The following is an 18,503-nucleotide window of genomic DNA, read 5'->3' as shown; positions in this document are numbered from 1 at the left end:
GCACCTTTTGCAATTTTGTTAGAACTTTCATCCCTATTGAGGCCATAGAAAGCAAAAGAGGGAGGTAAACTCCCTCAACTAACAAGGCAATCTTTTAGTTACAGACACCGAAGTATTACAGGCGTTGCGGTAGAAAGGCTATTGGGTTAACAGCACCTTTACCTGGTGGATGGACTTCAAAGTGGCAGTGTGGTCCAGTGCTGTGACCAGTAGTACCCATTAAAGCAATAGTTTCTCCTTGATGTACCTGCTGACCCGGTTGCACGAGAATCTTGCTGTTATGAGCATAGCGAGTCAGACTGCCATCAAGATGGCGGACATCTACAACGTTGCCGTAGCCACCATTGTTCCAACCAGCTTTTTCTATCGTACCGTCAGCTGCTGAATGAACTGGTGTGCCAGTGGAGTTAGCAATATCAATTCCCTTGTGCGGTCTTCCCCAGCGCATACCAAAGCCAGAGGTGAGAGTGCCCTTTGCCGGCCACATATAAGCTAAGGTTGAAGTCGATGGAGGTGGTGTAAGTTCGTCAATGGGTCTAGGCAGATATTGATCCACTGCTGCCAAAGGCGGCATTGTCTGTGGAGAAACTGTGGTTCCCCGCATCTTTCCTAAGGAATCAGAAGCATTTACTCTTCTAGAAGGCGTTGCAACCCTCGTGGCAGATTGAGTGCCGGAGGGAGTCCACTGACTAGCAGACCCTAGATTAGGCAAGAATTCTGGGTTAACTGGCTCGCTAGGGCGTACACTAGTACGGAATTGGGGCTTAATTGGCTGAACGCTATAGTTGGATCTAATAGGTGTAGGAACTGCAATTGGTATCGCTACAGTATTGGGTCCAGATGCGGCGTTAGGTACAGTGAAATTATTGGGGGTAGAAATAGGACTGAGCATCGCAGCATTATTAGCTTCGGTAGCTACTGCTGGCACGGCTAAGTTACCAGACTGTTGAGCGCGGTATTTCTGCTGTAACCTCTGGATTTCCGCTTGTAAGCCCCGCAAACGGTCATTATTGTTGCTGTTTCCTCTTGCTACCTTATTTGCTAGTGTTTTAGGCTGTTGGATTTCGGCAAAAGCTGTTGGCACTGGACTTTCACCACCGACACCATAAGACCTAGTAGTAGGGGCTGTTTCTAAGTCAGTCGCACTATTTGCCTGAATTTGAATAGTTACCGGTGCAGGGACGGCAACGCTACTCTTGTCGGCAATGGTTGGTGATGGTGAAGTCGGTAGATATGAGTTGGCATTACCAATATTTATCGGGTAAGTGGAAACATGAGGAGTTTTGCTGGACTCCACAAAAGTGGGCTTACTCGCTAAAGTTGCCTCAACTTGAACAGCAGGAACAACTAGTTTTTGACTAATTTGCAGTTCATTGGGATTATTGAGGTTATTTGCCTTAACTAGTTCTGATACAGAAGTATTGTATCTGCTGGCGATCGCTGCTAGTGTATCTCCAGGCTTAACTTCGTAGGCTGTATGAGTGGAGGACGCAATAACTATTGGCGTCGCTGGTACAGATGCACTCGTCTGTGTCTTCTGTTTTAACCTTGATACCAGGTTCGCTTTGCTGGCATCGCTAGAAGTATCCAACTGCGCTAATGCAGTCTTCTCAACTACAGTTGTCGGCTGCGCCAACTCTATATCAGCTTGTGATAAATTTTTGGTTTCACCAGACCGCAACTGTGCCAGACTGCTTCTTAAACGGTTCGATTTTTCTTGTAAGCGATTCAGTGCGAACTCTTGTTGCGCCTTAAGTTGTGCATTTATTTCACTGTTGGCTGCGGTTGACGTTGCCACTGTTTGTGGCTGGGCAGTTAGTGATGTATTTATACTACCAACACCATCAGCACTAGAGTTAGACAGATTATTAACTGTTGGGAAACTAGTCTCGGCTAAGGTATTGTTCAATCCCTGTGCCACTTGAGGCTTCAGGTAGGTAGAATTTTTATAACCTGCTGTTGCTTGAGAAAACTTGTTTGATGCCGGAATTTGCAAAGACATTCCACTTGCCGCGACTTGCCATTTAGCTTCAAGCCCAGGCACTTGTGACACTGCCGTTGGTTCCACGATCACAGGATTCTCCGGCACGCTCACTGATGAGATTGCTTGGGACTCCAGCTTTGTGGAGGCGAATTTCACCTCGGTGTCAGGAACAGCAGGAATTGTTGACATTGCCTTTTGGCTGCCTACTGGCACTGCTGCTTGGGCTTGATCGCTTTGTCGAGTCACCAAAAGGCTGGTTGCTCCCATAGAGATTGCCAAGCCAATCATGGCGGCTTTTGTCCGCACCCGGCGGTTAACTTTTGGATTCATCATATTTAGCACTTCTACCGGGGCATCATCGCTGCTGGGGTTATTGTTCAACACAGCTTTTACTCTCTTTTTCAATGCTCGTTTCAAAGACGACCTCCTATGATCACTAGCGCTTAACTGACCCCGATTTTTCAGTTGGATACTAGTCAATAGATTTAGATCACAACAAATGATCGATCGAGATCACATTCACCAGAGATGCTTACGCAAGATTAACCTGCTTCTCTGATTTAGACAAGTTCACACCGGTTAGCAAAACTTAAAATTTGCTGTGTTTACTTGTCCGAACCACTCCTAACACCACTTAGGATTTTTTGCTCTTTACCATTTGTCCGCGCTTGTCTTGCGTCAATCGCGGGGACTGGACAAATTATTTGCCAAGTCCATAGTCGCTGCTGAGAATTAAATTGCTGCGACTTCTGGAAAAGTTATGCCCCCTGCTGTAGATATCTTCAAGATATTTCTACCCAATCCGTCTCAACACGAGACTTTACGTTGATTATTCCCTAAAAAACAACCGTATTAACTATCGGCTACTTTTGGGCTGCTTTTTAGTGTTCATTGAGTCAAAATCGCTCAAAGCAAGACATGACATGGTTTTAGCGCTTTTTTTACCCAATTTAGGATGTTTCAAATTCATCAAAATCTATCATTCAAGTTTGGCAATATCCCAAGTTTTATATACAGATTTCTTATAATAACCTTCCTCTCCTTGTAAGTATCTTCCACTACAATTTGCGGATAAACCCAGTTTTTGGTATATTCTTTTACATATTATTGCAGTCAACAAGAAAATTTTTGCCGCCAGAAATAAATCGTATAATAGGTTCCTCGAAAAATTATAAGTAAATACACTTACAACTAAAAAGGTAAAATCTATTGTAGATAGCCTAACTGACGACGGGTTTCAAATAAGCCAATTGCCACACTTACTGACAGATTCAAGCTGCGAACCCCCGGTTGGCTCATGGGAATATACAAGGTAGCATCGCAATCTGACAGAATTGCTGGTGATAAGCCCGTGGTTTCACTACCAAAAAGCAGCCAATCATCAGCTTGAAACTGAAAGCTGACATAATTACAATTTCCACCAACCGTATAACCCAACCATCTGCCTCCACGTTCCTGATGTATGGTTTTAAAGGCTTCTATCGATTCGTGATAGTGTAGCTTGACATAAGGCCAGTAATCCAATCCGGCTCTTTTGAGGTAACGATCGCTAATTTCAAACCCCAAAGGTCCCACCAAATGCAACTCCGTACCTGTAGCTGCACAAGTACGAGCAATATTACCTGTATTCGGAGGGATTTGTGGATTAACTAAAACTACCTGAGGCATTATCCGTATAACTTGCGTATTGTATAAAACAATTTATTGTCAATGTTAAATCTACCAAAAGGTAGAGGCTATTCATAGGTTTTGTTAATAATAATCAAGCATACTCATATCGATTAGATTTTTTAAACGAAGCAAAAACCCTCACAGAGCAATGCCTGAGAGGATATTTGGCGAAAACCAGGAAATATTAAGTTTTGTGTAGAAAAAATAAGTGCTTGTGTCTTTTTGTTTGAACAGGGGAGTAGGGAGTAGGGAGTGGGGAGTAGGGAGTAGGGAGTAGGGGAGATGAGAGGGATGAAGGAAAAGTAGAGAAAAGTTTCCCCAATGCCCAATGCCCAATGCCCAATGCCCAATACCCAATACCCAATGCCCAATGCCCAATGCCCAATGCCCAATACCCAATACCCAATGCCCAATGCCCAATACCTTTTGAGTTAAGCCAGGAGGGACGAACACAATTTTTCTTCGAGTTCGATTTCGCGCTGTTGGGTGGCGACAATAGCCTGAGTGATGACGCGCTGGCTGTCAAAACCGATTGCGTGTAATTGCAACCACTGTTGAGCTTCATTGCCTTCGCGGAGGATTTTGTGCAAAGGGGAAAGGAAACAGCTAAAGCCTTGTTGTTTAGCGATCGCCCAAACATCTTGGTACATTTGAGCAATCCAATCTCTCGCTACAATGCTTCTGCCATCTTGCCAATGCCTCAAATGAGCATCGAGACTACCAGCCGCCGCCGCCGCCTCGTTGTCAGCAGTGAGGGTGACGAGTTCTTCAGGAGAAAATGTACTTTGAGTTAAGGGATCGATGCTGGGATTTTCGATTACTTGCAATAAACGCGCTTCTAATAAAGCTGTAATGGCTAGCAAGGCAATGGGATCTGTAACTAAATCGCAAATTCGCAATTCTAGGCGATTTAGGTCATAAGGACGGCGATCGCCATTTGGTCGCACTGATGACCACAAATGCCGCACATTTTGCATAGTTCCAGCAGCGAGTTGATCTTCCACCCACTGGATATGATCGGCGTGGCTGGCAAATAACGGTACATGGCTAGGCGTTTGGGGGAAGAGTCCCCAACGGGTGGAGTGATAGCCAGTAGCTTTGCCATCTAGGAAGGGAGATGAGGCGCTGAGGGCGAGAAATAGAGGTGCTTCCATGCGGATGACTCGACATGCCCGCATTAATACTTCTGGGTCGCTAATGCCTATATTGATGTGTACGCTGGCGGTGACTACTTTTGTGCCGTAGGTGTTCTGAATGTAGTCATGATATGGGTTTGCTGGATCGGAACGGAGAAAGCGATCGCTCCCACCCAAAGATAAAGTACTTCCCGGTATCAATGTGTAATCGCCCAAACGATTGAGGTACTTTCGCAACTCTCGCCGGGGACGCAGCAAGGCGCATAATAAATTATCGTAATTAGGGGATGGTTGGGTTATGTATTCGACGTTGCGGCTATCTGGCTCCCGCATAAACTCACCCAAAGCGGCAACAATTTTGTCGGAGAGACCGACGATTTCACCTTGAGGCGTGCCAGTGTACATCTCAATCTCAAAGCCTTTTAATAAGACCACCTTCTTCTCCTCGGCTCTCTCTGCTTATAAATTGTATCGAATAAGACGAATCTCTGTATCTATCTTTCAGTCAATCAAAGGTTAAGAATCATTTAATTGCCAATTGACGCGAAAAACAGGATGACAGATTTATCGTAAATTAAAGGGTTTAAGGGGCTTCCAAAGAAAAAAATATCCCAAAACTGACGCAAAACCTCTGTATTTCTCCTCTCTCTGTGTTCTCTGCGCCTCTGTGGTTCGTTTATTTGCATAATTTATTTCTTGGAAATCCCTAAGAACCTGCAATCTACATGTAGCACCCATTTCAGTCGGGGTTTAAAAAATCCCCCGGAGTTGCTCCTCTTGGGGTCTCCCCAGACGCTCGCGGACTCGCTAACGCTGCGCTATCGCTTTTAGCGTCTCCCCTTGGGAGAAGACCGCACTCCTCTTCTCTACGAGACGCTACGCGAACGTCTGAAATGTCTTTAATTTTGAATTTTGAATTTTGAATTTTGAATTGTTAATGGCTGTCATCCTGAAAATTATTAGTACTGAAGTATGAAAAATATCCTAGTATGGGTTAATCACGGTACAGAATAAAATTATTGGGTGAATCAGTCTCTTGAACTATATTGAGACGTAGAAACTGCGCCCATACTTCATCACTAAGTAAGTTTAAAGCAGTTTGAGGATCGTGAGTTGCGATCGCGCCGATAACTTTACGCCATCCCTGTTGCAATAACTCAATAAAAACTTCTTCAGAAGAAACCTCATTTAGCAACGAAAGTGCCGTTTTAAAACTTTCTGAATCAGCTTGTATATTCTTCGACCTTAATCCTTGAAGTGCTACATTCAACCATATAGGCAGAAGTTCAAACCAATTATTTTTCTGTATTTCTTTGAGTGCAATATCTTCCATACCTAACGCGCCCCACACGCATAAAGGCTCGACAGCAAGTTGAGAATCGCGGTTTTCTAAAGCATTTCCCCATAATTTTTGAGCGTGATTTTGGAAGCGATTAGCGAGAAATTCATAAGCTTCTTGGACTTGATGTGGGATTGTAACTTTATAAACTGACTCACCTCGTGGTAGGTAATCGCCGCGATAAGATAGCCAGTTATGAGATCCACAAAGATGTATTTCCCGATCAACTATTACTTCTTTGACATGGGAATCTCCCAACCAAAAAATCTGTACACATGGTAAACCGTCAGGTGTTTTTATTGCTCGAAGTTTTTTCTCTACTTCTGGTGGAATTGGTTTATCTTCGTCTTCTAATTGACGCGCAATTCCATGTCCAATTAAAATCCAAACTCCGCGATTAGCTAATTTCTGTAACAGAGTTAGAAATTTTTCATTAACAACTGCCTGATTCACCCAGGGAGAATAAATTAGAACTTGACGTTTAGCCAAATTTAAAACTTCTAGAAAAGCTTGGCTAATTTGTCCATTGCGTAACTGTATAGCTTCACCTACCAATGTCGAACTATCTACTTTTTCAACAGCTTTTGTAGCAGCTTGTAGCGCCTTTTGGCGAATATTTTCGACTCTAGCTTCTATTTCAGTATTTTTCTGCTTGAGAATGGCTTCTCGTTCAAAATTGATGGTTTCGCTTGACAATTCGCACAATGCTTGCAAGGATATTTTACCTTCAGCGTGTAGAACTTCTAACCAATTTGATGCTGACTCTAAAATTTGCTTACCATTTCTTATTTGAATGCTCAATTTATCTTCAAGAGCATCAAAGATAACAAAAAGCGATATCTTTCTCCAAATTTTTTGAGTTGAAGCTACAACCTTATAGGAAGTGACGATTTTTCCCTCTTCTGGTACATGAAGTGCTAAACCTGAAGCTTGAATACTTTTTTGGATTTCCTCAAGGGGTAAGGAAGCAATATCAGCAATTGTCTGATCAATAGTTAAAAAATCTGCCAAGTCAGGCAAATTTATCACTGTCTCATTTAAAGATTCAGATTGAAAAGTTATTTTGTCGCTTAAAGGGTCTGTAATAGCATGAATTTGTATAGGATATGGCGGCTGTGGTACAAACCCTTTTTCATAAAATGAACGCCCTTCAGGAGTAACTGTTAGTGGCGATGTTGCTGATAGAGTTTGTAATGACCGAAGAGTTGTAGTAGTAGTTTTGATAAATACAGAATCTAGTCCAAGTACAGAGGCTAATTCATCTTCTGTTGGCGGGGGTTGAAATTCAATAGCAGCGCGGATAATAAATTCTTCAAGTACGTTAAACTGGCGAGGTTCTTTGATACTTACTTCTATAGGAGTTTGACGCAAACTATAACGGAATTCACGCGCTGCTAAAACTGACAAACTATGACTATGCGCTTCTATTTCATCTACCAAATTTTTGAGATTGTCGTCAATCGGTTTAGACGAAGAGGCGAGAAACATCAACGAAAACTCCATGTAGACGCACGATATTTGAAACTTCGGAGTACATACTCCCGATTTGTCCACGCTGTTGAGTAAATAGCGTCTACCCGTGCGCCTGCGATCGCTTTACCTTGAAGATCCCTGACTACCCCCGATCGCGTGTAAGAACGAATTAGCGTAATCATCACAGGGGTATAACTCCCAGCAATCACATCAACGGCTAAAGCATCAACCTTAGCTTGCCAATCAGGGGGTAATCCTGCTGGATCGAGGTCGAGGCGATAAATGCCAGGAGACATCCGTACTAAAATGCGATCGCCCTGGATTTGTGGTGAAAATGACTTAAGCGGTTTATTGTTCAAAGTCAACAACAAATCATCCTTATCTATATAAACTTCTTCGCCTCGATCCTGTTTGCCATTATTGTTCCGGTCAAAAAATACCTTAATCGACAGTCCGCCTTGTGTACGGAAGTAATTAGAACGGCGATCGCCTGGACTAATACCCCCTTGTAGATTCAGGCTAGAAGCTAAATCTATGCTGAAAGTTGCTTCATCGGAAATCGGCGATATACCTTGATAACGCGCCCGTAATAGCAAACCGGGTAAAACTGTTGTTGATAATGTGGCTAGTAGTCCGCTACCCTGAGAACCAATGCCATAACCTAATTGTGCTTCCCAGCGATAACTACCATCAATCGCCTTTTGTTGTGAACGATAGCGCCAACTGACACTTAGCAAGTTACCGCTGCGATCTTGATTCTGTGTTTCATAATTTAACAGCAGTGCGCTGCCACTATTAGAAAAGCGATTTTTAGACAAGTTGTAAGTCAGTTCCGACAAAGTACTTATTTCGTTACCGCGTTGCGTTAATTCTAGTCTACCGAGACGTTGCAGCAAATTCCACCGGAGGCGGTTTTTAGTATCTAAGCTGACACGGGCAAAGGTAAAGGCATTTTTACCACTCAAGTTAATTTGCATTCCGCCCGATGTCGCATCAGCAGTGTCAGTAGTTGTGAATAAGGTGAATTGAGGAGAAACTCGCCAATCTAGATTAAAACGGCTAGACAAGCGATCGCTGATAAATGCAGCACTCAATCTGGGAGATGGATTGTAGCGAATATCTGTGTTCACATCCCACTTATTACCCGTCAGTGCTGAAACTGCTACCTGCAAAGGGAAGTTTCTAGGACGCCAAAATAATTCTGCTAACATCCTCTTAAAAAAGGGGGACTTTAAGAGATTTTGAGCAAGCCTTTTTTAAGGGGGGTTGGGGGGATCTAAGACTTTGAAAACACGCCCTAGTAGTCCGTCAAGTTTAAATTGAGGGGTATTAATTTAGTTCGTAGTTGCGCTTTAGCGCTAAAGCGCAACTACGAACCCCTCAAAACTAGCTTGACAGACTACTAGCCCCCCTTTTTAAGGCAGGGCTGATTCATTCCCTAAAAGACCTTAATTTACAAGCGTATCAGTCAAAAAAATCAGGTTTTTAAACACTCTAATTGGGTCAAAAACCAGGCGATCGCACTTAAATTTACCGATTGAAACAGTAATTTTTCGATTACCAACTCACTAAATTTTCTGGTTGATACTCTTGACAAAATTCTGATCTGAACGAATGAAACAGCCCTGCCTTTTTAAGGGGAGCCACTACGCCCTTTCGGTTTCCCGACTTGTTCGCGTAGCGTCTCCCCCTGGGAGAAGCACATGGCGTGGATTTAGGGGGATCTAAAACGTTTTGCTACCGAGAAGAGGACTTTTCAAACATCTAAGGTAAGGCCATTCTCAGACTTTTTTGATGTAGCAAAGATTAAATTTTAATCATCTTTACAGATCACGCCAAACTTCAACTAAATTAATTCGACAACACATAGCAGGCAGACTTCATGAAATAGGAGTGGTTATATCTACTTCCTCCAAGGATGGTGGCGATTCAGAAGAACTAGCGCTACTTTCTGGTGTTGAAAGCTCATCACCTCCAATCCCATCCCATGAATAGTTACAGATTTTAGTGTGAAGCAATGTGCCAAAAGTCAGGTTAATTGCTAGGGCGAAGGAATCGATAAAAATTAGATTCACAAAGCGATCAATCATTAGACCCCCTTGAGCTAAATTGAGCATCAAGTTATATTTGCTTTAGACTACATATTCCACGATCTCTTTTCCAGAAATGCATCGGATCTCAATACTTATCAGTTCAAGGGTAAAGGGGATTGCGGGTAAGGGTAACAGTAAAAATTCAATTATTTATTTTCTTCTACAAAATTCTTGAGATTGTCATCAATAGGTTTAGCAGAAGAGGCGAGAAACATCAACGAAACCTTCATGGATACTGACAATATTTGAAACTTCGGAATACATACTTCCGACTTTACCTGCTTGATGGGTAAATAAATTATGACAACCCACAATTATCAGCAGTTCTTGAGCGCGAGAAAATGCAACGTTCACCCGTTCTGGCTTTTTAGCAAAACCTACATCTCCTTTGCTATTGTTGCGAACCATACTGACAATTACAACAGGTCTTTCCATACCTTGAAATCGATCTACAGTACCAGTACGAATTTCTAGTGAAGGGAAAAGTTCAGATTGCAGACGTTCATCGATTTTTCTTAATTGAGCGCCATAAAATGTAATTACGGCAATTTCTTTTTTTGGCTCACCATTAGCAACTCTAGAAGCCCAAGTATTCTCAAACTGCTGACACAGACGTTCAATCGCATCAATTTCTGGAGTATTAAAGTAAGAAGTTCCATTTCGTTGCTCTAAAAACTGATTTTCGATATGCGTTTTTACCCAGATAAGATGCTGAGATTCTTGGATGATTTCATCTGCTAAATGATGGGCGCGTTTTGTATCCGGCTCCAAAATACCAGATTCTAATTTCCCGTCATAAAACTGATTGATTGCTCCCATAATAAATGGATGCATTCGATATTGTGTAGTTAGCATTTGTTTGATGCTTTCATCAGCAGATTCAAACTGACTTTTAAACAGTGATTCTTCTAAGAATTGTAGCTCGTCTCGTGTATTACCAATTGTTTGAGCAACCTCTTCTAAAGTGCTAGTATCAAGCATGGGTGGTAATTGCCGATGATCGCCTACCATAACTAACTTTTTGCCTTTCAAAGCTGGGATTAGTAACTCTGGTGGAGTACACTTACTAACTTCGTCAATGATGACGACATCAAAGGATTTAAATTCTTCAGAAAAACCTCTATTTGCAGCTTGAACACAGGTAATACCAACGACGTTAGCATTATCTAAATAAATACGTCTTAAATCGTCGCTATCGCCTTCACTTGGCTTTCTTAATTTTTCTATCCAATCTTGAACAAAATTCTGATATTTATTGAGATAATTTTCATCCTTTTTGAGTTGTTCTTGCCAAGATTCAAACTGAGTATTAATAGCGCATAAAAAATCGAGATTAAATAAATCACCATGAGAATTTTCGAGCTTAAATTTATCAGGGATTCTTTGCCATTCTGTCACCCACCAGTTTCGTTCTGCTATTAAAATTTGTGATGGCTCTGGTTGTGACTTTTGTTCTATTTCACGTAGATTAATTTGTAATTTCTGAAGTTGCTGTAGAGAAGTTTCAGTTTCTTGTTTTAGTTTTGATAAATGCTGATTTAGAGAATTTCTAATTATCCCCAGCACTGCAAAAGGTTCTAATGATGAAATTAAGTTTTCAAGCTGACTAATGGAAGTTACCCAATAGTTCACTTGATTTGAAAATTCTTGCGGTTGCTCCCAAATATTTGATTGTGTTGCGAGATATTTTTCAACTAGAATCCGTAATTGAGCAGGTATATTTTTTTGATTAAGTTCTTGCAAGATATTTATCACTCGTCCAAGTTGCAAATTAGCATCTTGCTGTGCTTTTTCTACCTCAGCTTGAGTAATGGATATTTGCTGTTGGCTAACTTCATTTTTCTGAAGTTCATTTAATAGTTGTTGCAGATGCTGAAGCTGTTGTTCCGCTTCAGTTTTGACTTTTAAAACACATTGACGTGCATTTGCAAGGATAATATCTAGCAATTCTTGTGTAATGCGGGTGAGAGTAGAATCAATGTTATTCCATTCCCATGATGCACCATAGGTTTTTTGTATTCTAATTAAAAAAACCTGGGTATTCTCAACTAGTAATTTTCGCTGTTTGGGGTTGAGTAGCTGATAATTGTTAAACTGTTGATAGGTTTCTTGCCATTGGGTGCGTAGGCTTTGCCCACCGTAGGTATCGCTCTTTGATAGCACCATCGGAATCTGGCTGAAATTTTGTTGTAAAAAATAGCTAAAATTATGCTGTTTACCCAGCCTGTCGGTAAAACCTCCGTCTATCTCATAAGCGATCGCCTTTGTTAATACTTCCCATTCTGGCAGGTTAATTTTATATACTTTTGGTAAAATTGGTAACTTTAAGGTATTAGCAAACATCAACAAACCTAGCGGTAAATCTAGTAAATTCTCTGTTAGCGGCAAACCTGATTGCTGACAATCTTTTAAAGTTTGATACAGATGAGAAGGTGCTGTAGATTTCCATTCCTTAACTGCTGAGATAATGTAATCTATTTCCCGTTTACGATTTTCCCAAATCTGAATTGTTTGCTGTAAGTTTTGTAGCTTGGTAAGATATTGCTGATAATCTGGTTGTACCTGATTTAACAAGGCGAAATTTTGTTTGACAACCTGTACTGATGCTGCGACTTCTGATATAGCTTGACTTGCATCTTGAGCATAAGTCAAAGCAGTTTTAAATTCAGAAATTTCTCTGGCTACAGTGTCACGCAACCAAGCCGCTAAACCAAAAGCACCAAGTGCTGGACGCACAAAACCAAGTTCATTAGTATATTTGATGGTTTGACGAACATTTGCTAAAAATTCTTCTACTGAATTATCACCTTCTGTGTATGGCTTAAGAAGTGGCAAAAAGTCTGTAACTTCTGGAGCTTCCCATCTGATATTTTGTCCAGTATTTAGTATATTTTCCAGTCCGGCAATTAGGGATTCAACCTCATTCTGTTTTTCTACGGTTTCGTTATGAGATTTTTCTTGATTTTTAAAATTTATCTCTAGTCTTATCTTGTTTTTATGGAATTTATTTTGTTGCTGATTAAATTCTTCCTCTACTTGGAAGTAGGCTGTAAATCTTAGCGATGATGCGAGTAATTGACTGAAAGTTTGGATATTTTCGAGCCGTTGCGTAATATTATTTTCGCAGTCATTGGCTGTATTTTCTAGCCATCTACCAATCACTTGGTCTTCTAGAAACGGCTGTCCTTCTTCTCCAACTTTCTCGGCTCTACCCTTGCGTACAGCGCGAATAACTGGGTTGTGAACTAATCGACTTAGGGCGTTATCTACTGCTAAATTGGCTTGAGAAGCGATTAAGGTACGTCCACCACGAAGGGCAATTTGATAACATATCTCGGCAATTACGGTAGTTTTACCAGTACCTGGTGGTCCTTGAATCAGAACAAGATCCTTAGCCGCAAGTACCTTTTCTACTGCTGCTTTCTGACCAGGATTAGCTGAAGATAATAACAAATCTTGTGGTTGAAGTTCAATAGTTGTTTTGATTTGTCTAGCCTGAGAAGCATCGAATAAGAAGTTGCCCAAGTAGGGATTTTGGGTGTATCCATTATTCAAATCATCTAAAGCTTTTTTCTTACGCTGAATCTGCTGAATATCACCAACTGCCTCGAAACATAAGAATCCGGTAGCTGGTAATTGATAACGCTCTGCTGCGATATGTTCAGCTAAGTCGCGTTCTAATCTGAGGCTGATAATACAACGGTTGGGATCAACTTCTTCAACAGTCCCTAATTGACGACCGCTAATCCAATTTTTGCCGACGGGAGCAGTTTCAAAAAGCTTTAAATCTTCGTTTTTTGTGCGTCTGGCTCGTTCCCAAAAGTTTTGCACTTCGAGGGAATTTTGATAGAAGCCGTCAAGGGTGGCTGAGGCTACATCAATTTCAAAACTTATTCGTCTTTTGAAGTTATAGTTATGACTTACATAACGCACACAAAACTGACGCGCTTTAGCAATTTTTTCCTCAATTTGCAAAAATGCTTTCCAAGCTTTTAGCTGATCTTCTGTAGGTATATGATCGCCACAAACTGGCGCAGCTGCCATGCGTTTTAATGTTGCCGGCGGAATGTCGAGATGATGCTGATGATTGGGTAGCAAACGCAAGCGACAAGGTACAGCATAACTGTCGGCGTGTCCCCGTGAGGGTTGTAATAACTGAGCCGAAAGTATTTTTAAACCGTCGCGTCCATCTTTTGGTACAGCCGCTCGAAATCCTAATGTTTTTCTGAGCTTCTCAAGTCTTGCGGGTAATGGAAAATCATCGGAGTCTGTTGCTATTGTCAAATCCCAAATTTCTTCTCTTGCCTCTTTCCCCGCACCTTTGCGACGTACATAAAATAGAGAAGGCTTTTTTCCGACGCATTCATACATTAACTCGTTGGCGCGATCGCGCCGCTCCCGAAATTCGGGATATGATTTAAGGGCGGTTTCACCTTCAAGATGGCGGATAAAGCTATCAATTGCTGAAGCTATAAAGGTATAGCCCCAATCTTCAGAGTTGGTTTTAGTTTTCGAGGATTTTGCTGTTAGCTTATTTACCGCCAGACGAATGCGTTCTCCCTCGGATTCGGAGATTGTACTGGTATGGCTTTTGACTACAATTTTGAGTTTTTCGCAAATTAATAATAGCTTCTTGCTATCCAAATTTAATTCTTTTGCTAGTTCGTAGATTCTGAGTTTGCTGTTATTCATCCAGTAGTGCCTTTGCCGACAAAATAGGGTTTAAATTTAAATGCAAAGGGCGCAGAGGAGCGCAAAGTTTATTTTAGTCCCATTTTGCTAAGACTCTGCGTACCTTTGCGTTTAAAAACGCTACGATTTTGAGTAAGTCCTCAATCTTAAATTCATGGTGCTTTCATTGTTTTGTGTAGTATTGCTTACTAAGTGACTATAGTTTATACTGCTGGTAAACTTCACTGGCGGCGCGATGTAGTAGGGAATGCCGCCAAACTAGGGATTTCATATCATCAGCATACCCACCGCCAATGACGCAGGCGACGGGATAACCACTATTCATACAGGTACTTAAAACCTGCATTTCCCGGCGAAAAATCCCAGCATCGGTTAGGGCTAATTTGCCTAAGCGATCGCCTATATGAGGATCAACACCAGCATCATAAAATACTAAGTCTGGCTTGACTTTAGATAATAAATCTGCTAAGTAATTCGCCAAGGTTTGTAAATAAGCATCATCCTCCATTCCCACCGGTAAAGGAACATCCAAATCGCTGTTTTGTTTAGTACCAGGGAAATTGACTTCGCAGTGCATGGAGAAAGTAAAAACGCTGTTGTCGTCTTGGAAAATAAAAGCTGTGCCGTCTCCTTGATGGACATCCAAATCTACAATCAAGATTTTTTGGACGAGTCCAAGTTTTTGTAAAACACGACAGGCGATCGCTAAATCGTTGAAAATACAAAAACCAGATCCATAACTAGGAAAGGCATGATGAGTTCCACCCGCCGTATTACAAGCTAAACCCTGACTTAATGCCAGTTTAGCAGTGAGTATCGTACCACCTACCGCGACACAAGTACGATTCGCTAATGCTAGACTCCAAGGTAAACCAATGCGTCGCTGTGCTTTGGCATCTAGGGTTCCTTCACAGTAAGCTTGAACGTAGCTTGGAGTGTGGACTAACTCTATCAATTCTAGCGGTGGACGTTCGGGGGTGTGAAATTGTTCTTGATTAGCTACACCATCAGTTAACAGCAATTCGTAGAGTTGTCGGAACTTAGACATCGGGAAGCGATGCCCTTCAGGTAATGGGGCAACGTAATCTCGGTGGTAAATAATTGGCAAGTCCATAAGGAAAGAAAATCTCTAGCTCTGGCGATTTCTAATCACTAGGGCTAGGTGCAGCTAACTTAGATTGCTAATGCTCGTTTTTCTAATGGTAGTTCAAAGCGATCGCCTGGTTTCGGCTCAAGTACCCGCGTCGCCAGATTGTTTTTCTCAAGTAAGGAGCGGAATTCCTCAGCACTTCCTTTAGTCTGAATGAATTTCACCAGCAATCCCTCAAAGGCCACATCCCCACCAGCCGCCGTAGGTAATATTACTTGAGGCTGTAACGACTTTACTACTTCTAAAGCACTATTTTGTCCTTTAATAATCGGCCCAAGCAAAGGCAGCGTTAAGTCAATAAACGGTGTAATCACTACATCGATAGGTGCAGCTTGCTTAACTTCTGGGGAATGATACCCATGAGGCTCGTAATATACAGTTAAACCACTCTCCAATTCTTTGAGGAGATAACTATTTTCTACCAGAGTGGGGCCAATGGGTGAGCCGGGGAAAGCCTTGATTTCAACTTGATTATTTAAAGTGAAAGTTTCACCATGAGCCAGAGTTGTTACTTGGGTGTAACCTAACTGCTGTACTACCTTGGCAGCATTGGGAGAAGCTACAACCTGGATGCTGCGATCAAGTAATTTAAGCGTTGGTGGATGAGCGTGGTCTTCTAAACCTTGAGACAGCAGGATCAGATCAATATTATCTGGGATTGGGCGATTTTGCGATCGCGAACCTTTAAATAACCAATCCAAATTGCTAAAAATTAACGAACCAACCAGCCAAGGGTCAATTAGTATTCGTTTTCCGCCAACTTCCAGCAGCCAAGAGTTACTATCTAACCAAGTTAAAAACATAAATTTTATGAAAATAATGCCTACCTTCATTATATCGTTGCTTACTTACTCTTAAAGGTTGTTTGAAAAGTGCTTGGCTGTGATTTTAGGCACTTATAGATCCCCCCTAACCCCCCTTAAAAAAGGGGGGAACCAGAATCAAAGTCCCCCTTCTTTAAGGGGAGCCACTGCGCCCTTGCGGTTTCCCGACTTGTTCGCGTAGCGTCTCCCCCTGGGAGAAGCACGTGGCGTGGATTTAGGGGGATCTATAAGTATTTGCTACCGAGAAGAGGACTTTTCAAACATCCTCTGAAATACTTACAGGCATACCGAATTCTAGCTTTATGATAATTGTTAGACTGCCTTTGTTTAGCCTTCTTTCTTGTCGTGCTGAACTTCTTAGACCAAGAATTAATTAGAAGTATTTGCATATTCCATAACCCGATTCTTTCCTCTTCGCTTGGCATCAAGCATCGCTTGATTTGCCTGATTCAGCAAATCCTTAACCGTCATCCCTGGTTCTGATACAGCTATTCCAAAAGAAGCGGTGATGCTTTCGAGGATCTGATCGCCGTCCTTCAATTGCATTCGTTCAACATCTAGCCTTAGTTCTTCTACTCGCTTCCTAAGCGCTTCCATTGTCATATTAGGCATCACAATCACAAATTCTTCACCACCCCATCTGCAAGCAATGTCAAAGGAGCGAATAGATTTTAACAGCAGTTTTGCTAATCCCTTAAGAACAATGTTCGCAGTCAGATGCCCATAGCGTGAGTTGTAATATTTGAAATTATCGATATCAAGGAAAATAACACCAAGAGGTTCTCCCGACCGATCAGCTTCCGCTAGCCTCTGTTCTGTTATATTTTGCATATAGCTTTGATTGAATAGTTGGGTCATTCCATCCCGCAAACTATCATGGGTTAGACGTTGTTTTATCGATAGATTATTCAGTGCAATGGCTAAGGTTCTAGCAATAATCTCAGTAATTTCTTGTTCTTCTGGACTAATTTGTACAAGGTCATAGATATGTAAAATCCCAACTACTTCGCCTTGTCCAAGCAATGGAATACACAAATGTGCGCCGCTAACAGGCTGTATGAAGTGGCTGCAAATTAGTCCTGACTTCAGAGGCGATAAAAGGTTTAGTTTCCCTCTCCGCAATGCCCAACATTCAGATTGTGAAAATATTTCTTTACTGGTTTTTTCATCTCCCCAAATACTATTCATCTGAACATAATTCTTGGAATTAGCAATTATACAGATACAACCGCTCATCTTAGGAAACAGCTTGGAACAGGTTAAAGCGACCACTTGATACACCTCATCTTCAGACTCGCAGGAATAAAGCATATCTGCCATATCTGAGAGATATATAAGTTCTCGTTTTTTTGCCTCTAATTCCAGTGTTTTTTCTTCTAGCTGCCGATTTAGATCAGTGAGCGATCGCTGTGCTTCTATAGATTCTGTAATATCAATACTGATCCCACCAATGCGGTAAGCACTCGTTGCGTAATCGCGGAACGGAAACTTAAACGATAGCCAGTAGCACGGGTGATCGTTACCAGGTACTTTTGCCTCTTCAATCAGCTTTAAGGGTTGTAGAGTCTTCAAAACGACTTGATCGTTTTCCATTACCCGCCTCCCCTCTTCTGGATCTGGCAAAACTTCGCTATCCGTTTTTCCCACCCATTCTTGTGGATCTACCGAAAATCTAGACTGTATCTCCTGGTTGTAGTAGAGAATTCTAGATTGCTCATCTTTGATATAGGCTGCAAAGGGGCCATGATCTAGAAATAGCTGTTGCAGCTGCTGACTGCGTTGAAGTTCGCGGGTATCTTCTTGATATTTGGCGATCGCCCCTAAAATTCGATAAGCGGTTGGCATCAGGTAGAGTAAAGCAGCCAAGGAAATAACTGCCATTACATCGAGTACGCCTAAGTGCAGCAGCGACACTGACATATATGGCTCAAAGATCGCCAGAAGGTGATGAAATCCGCAAAGTAGTACAAATCCACCTGATAAGAAAAAGGCTAGCCAAAACTTAGAAGGGATGGTTGCTTTAGTTTTGGCAAAAAAAACCCCTATGACTGTGGGGATACCAAAGTATGAAAATGCGGTGATGCCGTGAGCAATTGTGCAATTCCAGTGAACAGGCTCCATTGCTGATCTGATATTAAGAT

Annotated in this window: 10 protein-coding genes; all 10 read right to left on the bottom strand. The window is 41.8% G+C overall.

Features of this window, described 5'->3' with window-relative positions; genetic code table 11:
* Positions 1–115: 115 nt before the first annotated feature.
* The 10 genes from V7K97_RS13580 to V7K97_RS13535 all read right to left on the bottom strand — a co-directional run bounded on the left by V7K97_RS13580 (position 116) and on the right by V7K97_RS13535 (position 18,483).
* Positions 116–2,401 (bottom strand): peptidoglycan DD-metalloendopeptidase family protein, encoded by a 2,286-nt coding sequence (locus V7K97_RS13580; protein ID WP_334801564.1) that lies wholly within the window; start codon positions 2,399–2,401, stop codon positions 116–118.
* A 789-nt stretch (positions 2,402–3,190) separates the two neighbouring features.
* A complete protein-coding gene (locus V7K97_RS13575; protein WP_334801563.1) occupies positions 3,191–3,652 on the bottom strand; it encodes a tRNA (cytidine(34)-2'-O)-methyltransferase in 462 nt (153 codons plus the stop codon).
* Between the two features lie 434 nt (positions 3,653–4,086).
* Positions 4,087–5,226: a glutamate--cysteine ligase gene (gshA, locus tag V7K97_RS13570; RefSeq protein WP_334801562.1), complete on the bottom strand. Its 1,140-nt coding sequence runs from the start codon at positions 5,224–5,226 to the stop codon at positions 4,087–4,089.
* Positions 5,227–5,785: 559 nt separating this feature from the next.
* On the bottom strand, positions 5,786–7,618 hold the full coding sequence (locus tag V7K97_RS13565) for a hypothetical protein (protein ID WP_334801561.1): 1,833 nt from the start codon (positions 7,616–7,618) through the stop codon (positions 5,786–5,788).
* A complete protein-coding gene (locus V7K97_RS13560) occupies positions 7,618–8,814 on the bottom strand; it encodes a hypothetical protein (protein ID WP_334801560.1) in 1,197 nt (398 codons plus the stop codon). The genes V7K97_RS13565 and V7K97_RS13560 overlap by 1 nt, the downstream gene beginning before the upstream one ends.
* Before the next feature lie 669 nt (positions 8,815–9,483).
* Positions 9,484–9,693: a hypothetical protein gene (locus tag V7K97_RS13555; protein ID WP_334801559.1), complete on the bottom strand. Its 210-nt coding sequence runs from the start codon at positions 9,691–9,693 to the stop codon at positions 9,484–9,486.
* Between the two features lie 195 nt (positions 9,694–9,888).
* On the bottom strand, positions 9,889–14,388 hold the full coding sequence (locus V7K97_RS13550; RefSeq protein ID WP_334801558.1) for a translation initiation factor IF-2 N-terminal domain-containing protein: 4,500 nt from the start codon (positions 14,386–14,388) through the stop codon (positions 9,889–9,891).
* A gap of 196 nt (positions 14,389–14,584) precedes the next feature.
* Complete coding sequence (locus V7K97_RS13545; RefSeq protein WP_334801557.1) at positions 14,585–15,502, bottom strand: histone deacetylase family protein; 918 nt, start codon at positions 15,500–15,502, stop codon at positions 14,585–14,587.
* Between the two features lie 59 nt (positions 15,503–15,561).
* Positions 15,562–16,341 carry an MBL fold metallo-hydrolase gene (locus V7K97_RS13540; RefSeq protein ID WP_334801556.1) on the bottom strand — a complete coding sequence of 260 codons (780 nt, stop codon included), beginning with the start codon at positions 16,339–16,341 and terminating at the stop codon, positions 15,562–15,564.
* A 390-nt stretch (positions 16,342–16,731) separates the two neighbouring features.
* Positions 16,732–18,483 (bottom strand): sensor domain-containing diguanylate cyclase, encoded by a 1,752-nt coding sequence (locus V7K97_RS13535; RefSeq protein WP_334801555.1) that lies wholly within the window; start codon positions 18,481–18,483, stop codon positions 16,732–16,734.
* Between the last annotated feature and the right edge of the window lie 20 nt (positions 18,484–18,503).

Source organism: Nostoc sp. (assembly GCF_036917815.1).
Taxonomy (GTDB): domain Bacteria; phylum Cyanobacteriota; class Cyanobacteriia; order Cyanobacteriales; family Nostocaceae; genus Nostoc.
Note: the sequence above shows the minus strand (reverse complement) of the source record. Positions and strands in the feature narration are given on the sequence as shown.